Genomic DNA, 14,693 nt, shown 5'->3' with positions numbered 1-14,693 from the left:
CATCCCGCCGCAACAAACCGCCGCGACGAACCGCCGTGGCGGAGCCGGCCCTCCCCCGCCCGGGGCGGGGTCAGCGCGCCCGGGTCACCTCCAGCTCGGTGACGCCCGGATGCGGGGCGGGCTTGCCGCCGGGCCCGGGCCGGGTGTCGCCGTGCACCACGACGCGGACGTACCGGGCCGGGCTGCGGCCCGCGTAGCCGGTGCCGGTCCAGTGCCGGCCGTCCCGCGAGACCTGCACGACGTACGACGTCGGGCGGGTGGCGGTCCAGTGCGGGGTGATCTGGCCGACGGTGACGGTGCGGCCCAGGTCGACGGTGAGGGTGCCGTCGGCGGCGTCCGGGACCCAGGCGGTGGTGGCGTTGCCGTCGACCGCGGCGCCGGCGTAGAGGCCGGGTTCCTCGGAGCTGGCGGTGGCGGTGGCGCACCGGGCGGCGTCGGTGGTCGCGGCGAGGTCGGGACGGCGGGTCTTGAGGACGGCCGGGACGCCGCGGCTGACCAGCTTGTCGCCCTCGGGGGTGGCGAGCGGCAGGGCGGGGCCGGCGGTGAGCCGGACCGTGGTCTGGTGGGCGCCGAGCGCGACGTCGAAGGTGCGGCCCTGCCAGAGCAGGCCGCGCAGGGTGACGCCGGCGGACAGCTGCGGCGGCAGCATCGGGTCCAGGCGCACCCGGTCCTCGGTCATCCGCAGGCCGGTCAGGCCGTGGGTGAAGACCTGGAGGAAGCCGCCCTTGCCGGTGAGGAAGTCCTGGGCGGGGCGGCCGGCGTGCGGGTCGCCGGCGCCGGCCTTCTCGCCGCGGGCCTCGGAGAACTCCGCGAACGGCCCGCGGACGAACGGCTTGATGGCGCGCTGGAGGTAGGTGTAGGTGGCGCAGCCGGGCTCCCCGAGGGCGGCGGCGTCGATGGCGTGCACCGAGTCGGTCATGGCCGGGCCGTCGGGGTCGGTACGGGCCGCGTAGTAGTCGAGGGTGGCGGCGGCCTGCTGCTGGGTCATCGGCCATTGCAGGGGGTACATCAGGAGCACCGTGTCGGCCTGCTTGATGGTCGTCCCCTTGTACCCGGCGTACTGCTCGAAGACCTTCTTGGTGCTGTCGTAGGGGATCCGCAGCTTGTCGGCGACGGTCTGCCAGGCGGCGGGGGCCGGTTCGCCCAGGAGGGTGGCGGCGCGGGTGGCGTCGCGCAGGGCGGTGGCGGCGCCGGCGTTGGTGAAGACCGCGTCGTCGACGCCGTTGCTGTACTCGTCCGGGCCGGCGACGTTCTTGACGGAATAGCTGCCGTCGGGGTTGCGGGTGGCGCGGGAGGCCCAGAAGTCGGCGATGCCCGCCAGGACGGGCCAGCCGCGGGACTTCAGCCAGGCGGTGTCCTTGGTGGCGAGGTAGTACTGCCAGGCGGCCAGCGAGATGTCGCCCATCAGGTGGTTCTGGGTCTTGCAGTGCGGCGGGTCCCAGCTGTGGCACTCGGTCCACAGGTCGCCGGTGCTGCCGCTGGTCCAGGAGTAGAAGAGGCCCTGGTAGCCGAGGCGACGGGCGTTGGCGCGGGCGGCGTCCCGGGTGCGGTAGCGGTAGTCGACGATGGACCGGGCGAGGTCGGGGTGGGTGGCCAGCAGGCCCGGGTACATCCAGGTCTCGGCGTCCCAGAAGACCTCGCCGGCGTAGTTGTCGCTGGTCAGGCCGGTGGGGCCGATGCTGTTGGCGCTGCCGGGACGGGTCGCGGCCAGGAGTCCGTACTCCGCGGAGCGGACCCAGGACTGGAGCGCGGGCTGCCCGGACACCTCGATGTCGCTGCGCCACAGCTGCTGCCAGGCGGCGCGGTGCCGGGCGGTCAGGGCGGCCCAGCCGGAGTCGGCGGCCCGGCGGGAGGCGGTCTCGGCGGCGGCGCGCGGACCGCGGGAGGTGAGCGCGGTGTCCACGCCGACGTACTTGGTCAGCTCGTAGGTGTGGCCGCGGCGGACCGGGAAGGTCAGTCGCTGGTGGGCGCTGAGGTCCTCGGCGGCGGAGCCGGCGGAGCCGCGCTGCGGTCCGGCGGCCGTCGGACCGGCGTGCGGTGGGGCGGCGGGGACGCCGGGCCCGGCGCGCAGGGTGGAGGCGACGGCGCCCTCGGTGCCGGTGCCGTCGGTGCGGAAGCCGACGGTGACCGTGCCGGGGCGGCCGGCGCGGTCGCCCGGGGCCGGGCCGGCGGGGCGCAGTCGGCGGGCGCCGCGGCCGTCGAGGGTGTCGGTGACGGTGCTCGCGCCGCTCCAGTGGGGCGTCATCCGCAGGCGGACGGCGGCGGTGTGCGCCGCGGCCCGGTCGGTGAGCACGTCGTAGACCAGGTCGGTGGCCCGGCCGTCGGCGGCGGTCCAGGTCAGTGCGGTGCGGACGAAGCCGCAGCGCAGGGAGAGGGTCTGGCGGTAGTGGCTGATGCGGCCCGGGGCGGTGGCCGAGGAGAACGTGTCGGGGTGGGGGCCACCGGTGGTGACGTCCAGGGTGGTCCAGGTGGGGAGGGCGGCTATCGCCTGGCGGCCCTGGAGGTTCGCCGGGCCCTTGGCGTAGAGGCCGGAGACGAAGGAGCCGTCGTACTCGGGGGTCTTCAGGGGCCAGCCGGTGGTGCCGCCGGGGGCGGCGTAGCCCATGCCGTTGGGCGGGACGCGTTGGCCGAGGTAGCCGTTGCCGACGTAGGCGTGGTGGCTGTCCTGGGGGTCGATGGCGGTGGCGGTGGCGGCCCAGCCGTCGGCGGTGCAGGAGCGCTGCGCGGCGGCGTCCGGGGCGGGCGCGGGGTCCGCGGCGGCGGCCGGGGCGGCGGCGGGGGCCAGGGCCGCGAGCAGGGTGCCGGCGAGGAGCGCGGCGAGTGGTCCGCGCCTGCGGCGGGGCCCGTCGGGGTGGGCGGTGGGCGGCTCCGGGCGCTGCCCGCCGTCGTTCCGGGCGCCCTGCTGTGGCGTCCGCTCCGTGTGGTCCATGGCTCTCCGTCCCCGCGCGGCCGGTACCGCGCTCCGAGGCACGGACCCAGCCTCAGCTCTGCCCAACGTCTGCGCACCCTACGGGCCGACGAATCGCACCGTCACCGTTGAATGCACGGTCCATCGATTTCCGGCCGCGGTCATCGATTTCCGGCCCTCACGTCGCCTCCGATTGGCCAATACGGGCATGCGTACGGCACACTTTTAGACTGACCAGTCAGATCAAAAGGAGGGGTTGTGGAGACCACCCGCCAGGGGGCGGCCATCAACGCCCGGGGCATCGGAGTGAAGGGCCCACGCGGCTGGGCCTTCAGAGGCGTCGACCTCACCGCGGACCCGGGGTCGCTGATCGCGGTACAGGGCCCGTCGGGCTCCGGCCGCACCTGCCTGCTGCTCGCGCTCACCGGACGGATGCGGATCGCCGAGGGCCATGCCACGGTCGCCGGCTTCCCGCTGCCCAAGCGGATGGGAACGGTCCGCGGCCGTACCGCGCTCGCGCACGTGCCCGGTATCGCCGACCTCGAACCGGCCCTCACCGTCGCCGAACACCTCCGGGAACAGGCCCTCTTGGGCCGCCGAGGCGCCCCGCTCCTCTGGGGCCGCCGCCGCAAGGAAGCCACCCGGGCCCTGGTGGACGCCGCCCTGGCGACCGCCGGACTCGACCCGGACACCCTGCCCAAGGGCCTGCGGACCTGCGTCCGCGACCTGGAGCGCCTGGAGGCGCTGCGGCTGTCGGTGGCACTCGCGGCCATGCACCACCCGCGCCTGCTGGCCGTCGACGACCTCGACCTCAAGCTGTCGGCCGAAGAGCGTGCCGCGGCCTGGCAGTTGCTGCGGGACGTGGCACTGGCCGGCACCACCGTCGTCGCGGTCGCCTCCGACGCCCCGGCGGACGCCCTGGTCGTCTCCACGGGCGCGACCGCCAGCACCCCCACCGCCCACGACACCCACGACACCCACAAGGAGGAAGCAGCGCATGCGTTCGCCGAGACTGGCCGCGCTTGAGCTCCGGCGCTTCGGCCGGGGGAAACTCCCCCGCCTCGGCCTGGTCGCCCTGATGCTCATCCCGCTGCTGTACGGAGCGCTCTACCTCTGCTCCTTCTGGGACCCGTACAGCCGGCTGGACAAGATCCCGGTCGCGCTGGTCAACGAGGACCAGGGCGCCACCTCCGACGGCAAGAAGCTGACCGCCGGCGCCGACCTGGCCAAGAACGTCAAGGACAGCAAGACCTTCGACTGGGAGGAGGTCAGCGCCGCCGACGCCGCCAAGGGTCTGGAGAAGGGCGACTACTACCTCTCGCTGACCGTCCCGAAGGACTTCAGCAAGAAGATCGCCTCCAGCGGCGGTGCCGACCCGCAGACCGGTGCCCTCCAGGTCCGCACCAACGACGCCAACAACTACATCGTCGGCTCGATCTCCAAGACGGTGTTCTCGGAGATCCGCGCCAAGACGTCGTCGAAGTCCACCCGGGCCTTCTTCGACAAGATCTTCGTGTCGTTCTCCGACCTGCACGACGAGACCGCCAAGGCGGCGGACGGCGCGGGCAAGGTCGATGACGGCCTGGGTACCGCCGGTCAGAAGTCGGGCGAACTCGCCGACGGGTTGGGGAAGCTGAACGACGGCGCCGGCAAGCTCGACAAGGGCGCGGGCGACCTCAGCAACGGCGCCGGCAAGCTCGACAAGGGCGCCGGGGACCTCAGCAACGGCGCCGGCAAGCTCGACAAGGGCGCGGGCGACCTCAGCAACGGCGCGGCGCAGGCCGCCTCCAAGGCCAAGGAGCTCAGCCAGGGCGCGAGCCAGGTCGCGGACGGCACGCAGCAGTTGGCCGACAAGGTCGACGGCCTCGCGCGCAAGGACCTCCCCTACATCAAGGAGCACGGCGCGGAGATCGCCAAGGGCGCGCAGTTCGTCGCCGACGCGACCCAGGACATCGACGACCTCCTCGCCAAGCTGCCGGCGAACTCGGCCAAGGCCGCCACCCAGGCCCGCAAGAACGCCGACGACGCCGAGGCCCTCTACGAGAAGCGGTGCACGGGCGGGAACACCGACCCCGACTGCGCGAGCATGAAGGGGAACGCAGCCGGCGCGAAGCTCGGGGCCGACCTGGCGGAGAAGGTCAACAACGACATCGCCCGCACGGACTTCGGCCAGCTGCGCGCCAAGCTGCGCGAGGTCCACGACGGCGCCCAGATGGTCGCCGACCAGGTGCCGGGCATCATCAAGAACGCGGACGGCGACCTCGCCAAGCTCAACCAGCTCAACGCCGGCGCCCACCAGGTCGCGCAGGGCGCGGGCCAGTTCGCCGCCGGCCTCGGAACCCTCGCCAACGGCGCCGGCGACCTCGCCAACGGCGCGGGCCAGCTCCACAAGGGCGCCGGCGACCTCGCCAACGGTGCCGGCCAGCTCCACAACGGTGCCGGCGACCTCGCCAACGGTGCCGGCCAGCTCCACAACGGCCTCGGCACCGCCCACGACGGCGCCGAGAAGCTCAGCGGCGGCCTCTACCAGCTCAAGGACGGCGCCAACCAGCTGGCCACCGGGCTGCACAGCGGGGTCGCCAAGATCCCCGACTACGACAAGAAGGACCGCGACGACCGGACCGACGTGATGTCCGACCCGGTCAAGCTGGCCGCCAAGTCGATGCACAAGGCGCCCAACTACGGCACCGGCCTCGCCCCGTACTTCATCCCGCTCTCCCTCTGGGTCGGCGCGATGGTCGCGTTCATGCTCCTGGCGCCGCTCGGCAAGCGGGCGCTGGCCGCGGGCGCACCCGGCTGGCGGATCGCGCTCGGCTCCTGGCTGCCGGCCTTCGCCATCGGCGTCGTCCAGGTGCTGGCCCTGATGGCCGTGCTGCACTGGGCGCTGGGCCTGGAGATGGCCCGTGCGGGTGCCACCATCGGCTTCCTGATGCTGGCGACCGCCTGCTTCACCGCCGTCATCCAGCTGCTGAGCGCCTTCTTCGGGCCGGCGGGCCGGGTGCTGACGCTGGTCATCCTGATGCTCCAGCTGACCTCGGCGGGCGGCACCTACCCGGTGCAGACCAGCCCGGCGTTCTTCTCGGCCATCCACCCGTTCCTGCCGATGAGTTACGTCGTCGACGGTCTGCGCCGGCTGATCACCGGCGGTGACGTGGACGTCGTCTGGCAGGGCAGCGCGGTGCTCGCCGCGTTCACGCTGGGCGCGCTGGCCCTCACCGCCCTCGCGGCCCGCAGCCGCCAGGTCGTGCGGATGAAGGACCTGCACCCGGAGCTCAGCCTGTGAGCACACGCTCCGGTAACGGGGGCGGCGCCATCTCCGGCGCCGCCCCCCGCCGCGCCTCGACCCGACGCCGGCTCTTCGACGCCGCCGTCACCCTCATCGCCGAACAGGGCTTCTCGGCCACCACGGTCGAGGAGATCGCCGAGCGCGCGGGCGTCGCCAAGGGCACCGTCTACTACAACTTCAGCAGCAAGAACGTCCTCTACGAGGAACTCCTGCGGGACGGCATCGACCTGCTCGCCGCCTCCCTGCGCACCGCCGCCGACCGGACCGTCGCCCGCGGCGGCACCCGGGTCGACGCCCTCGACGCGATGATCCGCGCCGGCCTGGACTTCATCGCCGGCTCCCCCGCCCTGACCCAGCTCTACGTCGCCGAACTCTGGCGCACCAACCGCACCTGGCGCGCCACCCTCACCTCCGTACGGGGCCGCGCCCTGGCGGTCGTCGAGTCGGTGCTGGCGGACGCCGTGCGCGCCGGGGAGCTCAGCGACGAACTCGACGTCCCCCTCACCTCCTCCGCACTGCTGGGGATGGTGCTGGTCGCCGCGCTGGACTGGCAGTCGTTCCAGCCCGACCGGTCGGTCGAGGAAGTGCACGCCGCGCTGTCCCAGCTGGTGCAGGGGCGGGTCGGGGCATGAGCGGGCGCGCTCACGCCGTCAGGTGCGTGGGGGCGAACATCCGCAGCCGGGCGGGGAGGACGACGACCGACGGGCCGGGGGCGGCCAGCGCCGCGGCCAGGTCCGCGGCCAGCCGCTCCGGGCTCGTCCGGACCGCCGGCACCCCGAACGCCCCGGCCAGCGCCACGAAGTCCGGGCGGGTCAGCTCGGTGGCCTCGGCAGCGGTCGCGCCGAACGCGTCGGTCATGTACTCCCGCAGGATGCCGTAGCCGCCGTCGTCGACGATGAGCCAGGTCACCGGCAGGTCGTACTGGCGGGCGGTGGCGAGTTCGGCGAGCGAGTACATCGCACCGCCGTCGCCGGAGACCGCCAGCACCGGCCGGCCCGGGGCGGCGACGGCCGCGCCCAGCGCCGCCGGGAACCCGTAGCCCAGGCCACCGGCGCCCTGTGCGGAGTGCAGCACGTTGGTCCGCCGCGGGTCGAAGGCCGACCAGGCCCAGTACGCCAGGATCGTCATGTCCCAGCAGCTGACCGCGTCGTCGGGCAGCGCCGTGCGGACCGCGGTGAGGATCCGCCGCTCCGCCTCCAGCCCCTGGCCGTCGAGCCGGTCCCGGACCCGGGCGAGCAGCGCGGCGACGGCACCCTCGGGGGACGGCTCGTAGGACGGCTCATCGGGGGACGGCTCGTAGGGCCGCTGTTCCGGAAGCTGCTCCGGGAGCCGTTCCTGGAGCTCCGCCAGCAGTGCGGCCAGCGCCGCCCGGGCGTCCGCGTGGAGGCCCAGCCCGGCGTGGTTGGACTCCAGTTTGCCGAGGTCCGCCTCGATCTGGACGACCCGGCCGCGCGGTCGGAAGGTGTGGTAGTTCGAGGAGAGTTCGCCGAGCCCCGAACCGACCACCAGGAGCGTGTCCGCGTCCTCCAGGAAGTCGGTGGTGTGGCGGTCCTCCAGCCAGGACTGGAGGGAGAGCGGATGCTCCCAGGGGAAGGCGCCCTTGCCCCCGAAGGTGGTCGCCACCGGCGCCCGCAACCGCTCGGCCAGCGCCAGCAGTTCCCCCTCCGCGCCGGCCCGTACGACGCCACCACCAGCCAGGATCACCGGCCGCCGGGCCGCCGCCAGCCGCCGGGCCGCCTCCGCGATCAGCTCCCGCCGCGGCAACAACTCCCTTGGTGCGACGGCGAGTTCGGTGACGGGCGGGACGTCCACCGGCGCCAGCAGCACGTCCTGCGGGATCTCCAGCCACACCGGGCCGTGCGGGGCGCTCAGCGCCGACTCCCACGCCGCGGCCACCGCGGACGGGATCTGCGACGCGGCCCGCACCGTGTGCACGGACTTGACCACGCCCCGGAACGCGGCCGCCTGGTCGGGGAGTTCGTGCAGATAGCCGTGGCGGCCGCCGCCCAGCCCGGCCACCGGCACCTGACTGCCGATGGCCAGGACGGCGGCCGAACCGGCGGCCGCCTCCTGGAGCGCGGGCAGTGTCAGCAGCGCGCCGGGCCCGGTGGAGACCAGCAGCGGGGCGACCCGGTGCGTGGTCCGGGCGTAGGCGTCGGCGGCGAAGCCCGCGTTGTTCTCCACCCGCAGCCCCACGTACCGCACGCCCGGCGCGCGACGGAGCGCGTCGAACAGGCCCAGCGCGTGCTGACCGGGAAGTCCGAAGACGGTGTCGGCGCCGAGTGCGGTGAGCGATTCGATCACCAGGTCGCCGCCGGTGCGGGGCGGCCGGGTCGCCGTGGGGGGCGCGGGGGTCGGGGTGGTGCTCATGGCGGTGTTCTCTCCGTCTCGTCGGGGTCGATCGGCGGCTCATGGGAGCTGACGGCGACTCTCGGGGGCTATCGGCGACGCTCGGGGGCTCCGGAGGGTCAGTCGCCGGACGGGCCCGGGGCGCCCGTCACGGCCGCGGGCCGCGGGCTCAGCCGTTCCCGCCAGGCCGCCAGGACCGCCGCGTCCGTGGGCCGGGTGGCCAGGCTGACCGCCACGTAGGCCACGAGGGAGGCGAGCAGCCCGTAGTAGATGGGCTCGTTGGCGAGGACCCCGAGGGCGACCATCAGACCGACCACGGTCAGCCCGCCGACCACGACGGCGGCCAGCGCCCCGGCGGCGTTGCCGCGCTTCCACAGCAGGCCCCCGAGGATGGGCACCAGCAACCCGCCGACCAGCACGTTGTAGGCGAGGGTGAGCGCCTCGACGACGTTGTTCAGCGCGCCCGCGATGACGATCACCGCGACGCCCATGAGCAGGATGAACAGCCGGTTCCCCCGCACCTCGTCGTGCGGCCCGGCCGCCTCGGGCGACCGGCGGTCGGGCGCCTCCGGCCGGCCCGACCGGCGCCCGGTCCCGCGCCGCACCCGCGCCCAGATGTCGTTGTTGGCCACCGTGGCACAGGCGATCAGCGCCCCCGACGACGTCGACATCACCGCCGACAGTGCCGCCGCCAGCACCAGTCCGCGCACCCCCACCGGCAGCGCGTCCTTCACGATCGTCGCGAACGCGTCGTCCGGGCTGCCCAGATGGGGGTAGAGGACCTTGGCCGCGGTGCCGATGGCCGCCCCCGCCACCGCGTACACCAGGCAGTACGTACCGGCCACGGTGCCGCCCAGGCGCGCCACCTTGTCGCTGCGCGCGGTGAACACCCGCTGCCAGATGTCCTGCCCGATCAGCATCCCGAACGAGTAGATCAGGACGTAGGTGAAGACGGTCTGGCCGCCGATGCCCAGCGGGGCGAAGTAGTCGTCCGGCAGCCGGGCCTCCAACTGGGCGAAGCCGCCCGCCTTGACGATCGCCAGCGGCAGCAGGAGCAGCAGCACCCCGATCGTCTTCACGACGAACTGCACCATGTCGGTCAGGGTGATCGACCACATGCCGCCGAGCGTCGAGTACGCCACCACGATCGCCCCACCGAGGATGATCGCGGGGGTGCGGTCCATGCCGAAGAGGACGTCGAAGATGGTCGCGTAGGCGATGGTCGAGGTCACCGCGAGCATCAGGGTGTACGCCCACATGACCACGCCGGAGATGATCCCGGCGGCGCCGCCGTAGCGCAGGTCCAGCATCTCGGAGACGGTGTAGACCCTCAGTCGGGCGATCCGGGCCGAGAAGAAGACGCTCAGGCCCAGCAGCCCGAGGCCGATGGTGAAGACCATCCACGCCCCGGACAGTCCGTACTGGTAACCGAGGCCGACCCCGCCGATGGTGGACGCGCCGCCGAGCACGATCGCGGCCATGGTCCCGGAGTACATCACGGGGCCGAGGCGCCGCCCGGCGACCAGGAAGTCGCTCTTCGACGTGGCGCGCCGCATGCCCCACCACCCCATGGCGAGCATGCCGGCCAAATAGAGAACGATCACCGCATAGTCGACAGCCATGGGCCATCCCTTCCAGCTGCGCCGAGGGGAGAGGGGGAGAGCGGGGGGAGAGGGGAAAACAAGGGGAAGCAGGGGTGGGGTGCTGTGAGGTGCTGTGAGGAGGGAGGGGCGAGTGGGGCGGTGGGGGCGACCCGTCTCGGGGGTTGACCCTAGGAGGCGCACGGACGGCGCTGAAGTGTACGTTTCCTCCACTCCGCCGCCCCCGACGTGGAGGGTCCGCACATGCCGCGCCCGCTGCCCCCGCCGTCCACCCCTCCGGTCCCCCTGGCGGATCTGCTCGCCCGTACGGACCTGGGCCTGCGTCAGCTCGCCGGGCCCCGCGAGGGGGTGACGATCCACTGGGTGCACACCTCGGAGATGGCCGATCCGGTGCCGTACCTCCTGGGCGGCGAACTGCTGTTGACCGCCGGCGTCCACCTGGCGGAGGCGGTGTCCTCAAAGGACGGCGACGCGCTCGACGGCTATCTGGACGGCTATGCCGCCCGTACCGTCGCGGCCGGTGCCGCCGCCCTCGGGTTCGGCATCGCGCCGGTGCACCGGACCGTCCCGCGGGCCCTGGTGGACGCCTGCGACCGGCACGGGCTGGCGCTCGTCGAGGTCCCCGAGGGGACGCCGTTCACGGCCGTGGAGAGCGCCGTCTGGCAGGCCGTGACCGAGGCCCGGCACCGCGAACTGACCCGGATCGGCGCGGCCCAGCGAGCCCTGTCCGCGGCGGCCGCCCGACCGGAGCCGGCCGCCGCCGTCCTGCGCGCGCTGGCCCGCCACGCACACGGCTGGGCCGCGCTGCTCGCCCCCGACGGCACCCCGCACGGCTCGGCCGGCCCGCGCCCCTCCGCCGCCTGCCGGGCCGCGGCCGTCCGCCTGGCCGGGGTGGTCACCGCAGGCGGCCCCACCTCGGCCGCGGACACCCTCCCGGGCACCCAACTGACCGGCTACGCCCTGACGGGACAGGCGGGCGCCGGGCCCGCAGAACGGGACCGGACGGCCGCCGCCCACCCCGAGGACACCGGCGGCGGGCTCGCCCTGGTGGTCGCCACGGACCCCGGCGACCCGCCCGCGCACACCATCGCGGGCGTCGCCGCCGTCCTGCTCTCCCTGATCACCGGCCCGTCCACCACCGCCGGCCCGACCGGCGCCGCACACTCCGCGGCCCTGGTCCACCTCCTCGTCGGCGCCCGCCCGGCCGACGTCGCCCCGCTCCTCGGCCATCCCCGGTGGACCGTCGTCCACGCCGCGCCCCGCCGCGACACCCCCGCCGCACCGGCCACCCTGGCCACCGCCCTGACGACCCCGCTGGTGGCCCCGGCCTCCGCCCCGGACGGGCTACGGGCCCTGGTCCCCGGCGACCGCGAGGTCACCGCGCTCCCCGGCTGGACGCTGGGCGTCAGCGCACCCGTCCCGGTGGCCGACCTGCCCGCCGCCGACCGACACGCCGCGACCGCCCTCCGCCGCGCCCTCGCCCGCCGCACCGGGCTGGTGCGGCACCACGCCGCCGACCTGCACGGCCTCGGCGCCCTCCTCGACCCCGCGGACGCCCGGGAGCACGCCCGGGCCCGCCTCGCCCCGCTCGTCGACTCCCCGCACCTGCTCACCACCCTCCACAACTGGCTCTCTCTGCACGGCAGTTGGGACCGCACAGCGGTCGCCCTCGACATCCACCGCAACACCGTGCGCCAGCGCATCACCCGTATCGCCCGCCTCCTGGGCACCGACCTGGACGATCCCGACGTCCGCATGGAACTGTGGTTCGCCCTCCGCACCCTGGAGGACGCACCAGGGGAATCACCGGAGTGAACCGCATCAATCGAATCAACCGAATCAACCAAATCGGCCGCACCGCCCGAACCGCCCCTCGGGTGCCCACAGCCGGCGACCCGGCCGCGAACGAGGGCGGGAACGCGGGCGCTCCGGAGGGTGCCGCCGGCGGTCAGCCGACGCTGCCGCCGTACCCGCCGAGCACCGTCCCCGGTCAGCAGCCCGGCGCCAGCGTCGGCGCCCCGCCCAAGGTGGTCCCGATCTCCGCCGACCACGCCCTGGAGATCGGTCGCGCCTACTTCCCGCCGGTCGGCTCCCCGGGCGGCCCGGTCTCGCTCCTGGTCCACGCATTCGACGAGGGCTACCTCGTCCACGCCGGCCGGCCCGCCCCCGAGGACCCCACCGCCCCGCCGGCCAGCCCCGGCGGCACCCACATCGTGATCGCCAAGAGCAACGGCGACGTGACCACGGTGCCCAACTTCCCCCCGGAATCCGCCATTGCGGTCTACCGGCAGTGGTACCGCCCGGGAACGGCCTGACGCACCCCGAAGCCGGCCGTCGCGGAGCGTGGACGGCGGCCGGACGACGACGCCCCTGTGACAGCAGGTGTCAGCGACTGGCCCCTCCCCCTACCTCAAGCCGACTGACCGCCGTATCCGCCCCATCCGCCCATCCGCAGCACCCGCCGCACGCACCACATGCACCGCACCCACCGCACGTACCGCACGTACAAGAACCGCCGGCGAGCCCCAGGCTCGCCGGCGGTTCCGGGGGATCCGCAGTCGACGGTCAGCCGCGTGCGTCCGCGATCTGCCGCGACATGATCGTGGTCAGCTCGTACGCGGTGTGCGAGGCGGCCACGGCCGTGATCTCCGCGTGGTCGTAGGCCGGCGCGACCTCGACGACATCGGCGGACACCAGGTTGCAGGACGCCAGCCCCCGCAGGATCTCCAGGAGCTCGCGGGAGGTCATACCGCCCGCCTCCGGCGTGCCGGTGCCCGGGGCGTGGGCCGGGTCGAGGCAGTCGATGTCGATGGAGATGTAGAGCGGCCGGTCACCGATGCGCTGGCGCAGCTGGTCGGCGATCTCGTCGGCGCCGCGGCGGTAGACGTCGGCCGAGGTGACGATGCCGAAGCCCATCTTCTCGTCGTCGGTGAGGTCCTTCTTGCCGTAGAGCGGACCGCGGATGCCGACGTGGGAGAGCGCGGAGGTGTCGAGGATGCCCTCCTCGACGGCCCGCCGGAACGGGGTGCCGTGGGTGTACTCGGCGCCGAAGTAGGTGTCCCACGTGTCCAGGTGCGCGTCGAAGTGCAGCAGCGCGACCGGACCGTGCTTCTTGGCGACCGAGCGCAGCAGCGGCAGCGCGATGGTGTGGTCGCCACCCAGCGTCATCATGCGGGCGCCGGAGCCGAGGAGGTCGTCCGCGGCGGCCTCGATGGTCTCCACGGCCTCGTTGATGTTGAACGGGTTGGCCGCGATGTCCCCGGCGTCCGCGACCTGCGCCAGCGCGAACGGCGAGGCGTCCTGCGCCGGGTTGTACGGCCGCAGCAGCCGCGACGCCTCACGGATCGCGTTGCCGCCGAAGCGGGCGCCCGGGCGGTAGGAGACGCCGGTGTCGAAGGGGACACCGACGACGGCGACATCGGTCCGGCCGCCGACCTCGTCGAGGCGGGGCAGCCGGGCGAAGGTCGCGGGCCCGGCGTAGCGCGGAATGCGGGAGGAGTCGACGGGGCCCACGGGCTCGTGCGATGCGGTGGTCATGGGGGCAGAGTAGGGACCGCCCCACCACCCGGGACATGGACATTTCCGAGCTCCAGGCCACCGGCGTTCGACATTCTGTCCAGCCCCGCCGCCGCCCACCGAGCCGCCCTGGCGGTGTCCGGCCCGTGTCCGCCCGGTGTCCGCGCTGTGGAACGCCCGGCCCCTGGAGATCCGTACGGGCACAATGTCGCTATGCCGATAGCCGCTACCGCCCCCTCGCGCGTCGAACTCATCGACCACCTCGTACGGACCCGGATCGCCGGGCAGGTCGCCACCCCCCGCGAGAACAACCTCCTCCACTACCGCCGGCTCGCGAACGGCGACCGCCACTACTGGTTCGGCTTGGAGTTGGGCGACCGCTGGACGGACGAGCAGGACGTGCTGGCCGTGATGGCGGAACGCTGCGGCGTCAGCGACGACCCGCACCACCGGCAGGGCCAGGACACCATCGACCCCGAGCTGACCGTGGACGCCCTGGACCGCGCGGCCGCGGTGCTGCGCAAGGCGGCCGCCGACCGGCAGCGCGTCCTGTTCGCCACCGGCCACCCGGGCGGCCTGCTGGACGTCCACCGCGCCACCGCGCAGGCCCTGCACGCCCGGGACTGCGAGATCGTGGTCATCCCCGACGGGCTGCACGCCGACGACGGCATGGTCTTCCAGTTCGGCGACGTGGCGATGCTGGAACGCGGTGCCACGCTGTGGCACACGCACTCCCCGGAGCCGATGGCGGCCATCCTGGACGGCCTGGAGCGCGCCGGCCGCCCCCAGCCGGACCTCGTCGTGGCCGACCACGGCTGGGCCGGCTGCGCGGGCCAGCGCGGCATCCCCACGATCGGCTTCGCCGACTGCAACGACCCCGCGCTCTTCCTCGCCGAATCCGAGGGCACCGTCCAGGTCACCATCCCCCTGGACGACCACGTCCTGAGCCCCCGCCACTACGACCCACTGACCGGCTACCTGCTGGATGCGGCAGGGCTGAGCTGACGTGCATACGGGCTGAAGAGGCAGGCAC

At 74.0% G+C, this 14,693-nt stretch carries 10 protein-coding genes; 6 read left to right on the top strand and 4 right to left on the bottom strand.

The features are described 5' to 3' along the window. Positions 1 to 70: 70 nt before the first annotated feature. Complete coding sequence (locus ACFVT2_RS15545) at positions 71 to 2,929, bottom strand: discoidin domain-containing protein (protein WP_390017284.1); 2,859 nt, start codon at positions 2,927 to 2,929, stop codon at positions 71 to 73. 237 nt (positions 2,930 to 3,166) lie between these two features. Here ACFVT2_RS15545 and ACFVT2_RS15540 point away from each other — a divergent pair, with 237 nt between their 5' ends. The 3 genes from ACFVT2_RS15540 to ACFVT2_RS15530 are packed head-to-tail and all read left to right on the top strand — an operon-like array spanning position 3,167 to position 6,826. Beyond that, complete coding sequence (locus tag ACFVT2_RS15540; protein ID WP_390017282.1) at positions 3,167 to 3,934, top strand: ATP-binding cassette domain-containing protein; 768 nt, start codon at positions 3,167 to 3,169, stop codon at positions 3,932 to 3,934. Then, complete coding sequence (locus ACFVT2_RS15535; RefSeq protein WP_390017280.1) at positions 3,906 to 6,191, top strand: YhgE/Pip family protein; 2,286 nt, start codon at positions 3,906 to 3,908, stop codon at positions 6,189 to 6,191. Before ACFVT2_RS15540 ends, ACFVT2_RS15535 begins: the two co-directional genes overlap by 29 nt. Beyond that, positions 6,188 to 6,826, top strand: coding sequence for a TetR/AcrR family transcriptional regulator (locus ACFVT2_RS15530; RefSeq protein WP_390017277.1), 639 nt, complete (start codon positions 6,188 to 6,190; stop codon positions 6,824 to 6,826). Before ACFVT2_RS15535 ends, ACFVT2_RS15530 begins: the two co-directional genes overlap by 4 nt. Positions 6,827 to 6,836: 10 nt before the next feature. Here ACFVT2_RS15530 and ACFVT2_RS15525 read toward each other — a convergent pair whose 3' ends face one another. Next, complete coding sequence (locus tag ACFVT2_RS15525) at positions 6,837 to 8,564, bottom strand: thiamine pyrophosphate-binding protein (RefSeq protein WP_390017275.1); 1,728 nt, start codon at positions 8,562 to 8,564, stop codon at positions 6,837 to 6,839. A gap of 98 nt (positions 8,565 to 8,662) precedes the next feature. Next, positions 8,663 to 10,165 (bottom strand): sodium:solute symporter, encoded by a 1,503-nt coding sequence (locus ACFVT2_RS15520; protein ID WP_390017273.1) that lies wholly within the window; start codon positions 10,163 to 10,165, stop codon positions 8,663 to 8,665. Positions 10,166 to 10,387: 222 nt separating this feature from the next. Here ACFVT2_RS15520 and ACFVT2_RS15515 point away from each other — a divergent pair, with 222 nt between their 5' ends. Further along, the gene (locus ACFVT2_RS15515; RefSeq protein ID WP_390017270.1) at positions 10,388 to 11,959 is read left to right on the top strand and encodes a helix-turn-helix domain-containing protein; all 1,572 of its coding nucleotides are present in this window, start codon (positions 10,388 to 10,390) and stop codon (positions 11,957 to 11,959) included. A 62-nt stretch (positions 11,960 to 12,021) separates the two neighbouring features. Then, the gene (locus ACFVT2_RS15510) at positions 12,022 to 12,459 is read left to right on the top strand and encodes a hypothetical protein (RefSeq protein ID WP_390017267.1); all 438 of its coding nucleotides are present in this window, start codon (positions 12,022 to 12,024) and stop codon (positions 12,457 to 12,459) included. A 250-nt stretch (positions 12,460 to 12,709) separates the two neighbouring features. Here ACFVT2_RS15510 and speB read toward each other — a convergent pair whose 3' ends face one another. Continuing rightward, positions 12,710 to 13,681 carry an agmatinase gene (gene speB / locus ACFVT2_RS15505; RefSeq protein WP_390017265.1) on the bottom strand — a complete coding sequence of 324 codons (972 nt, stop codon included), beginning with the start codon at positions 13,679 to 13,681 and terminating at the stop codon, positions 12,710 to 12,712. A 192-nt stretch (positions 13,682 to 13,873) separates the two neighbouring features. Between speB and ACFVT2_RS15500 the strand changes: the two genes are divergently transcribed. Continuing rightward, positions 13,874 to 14,665, top strand: a complete 792-nt coding sequence (locus ACFVT2_RS15500) for a phosphatase (protein WP_390017263.1) — start codon at positions 13,874 to 13,876, stop codon at positions 14,663 to 14,665. Positions 14,666 to 14,693 lie beyond the last annotated feature (28 nt).

The sequence above is a fragment of the Streptomyces sp. NPDC058000 genome, assembly GCF_042886435.1.
Classification (GTDB): Bacteria; Actinomycetota; Actinomycetes; order Streptomycetales; family Streptomycetaceae; genus Streptomyces.
The sequence above is the reverse complement of the archived record's forward strand: the minus strand, read 5'-3'. Positions and strand labels throughout refer to the sequence as shown.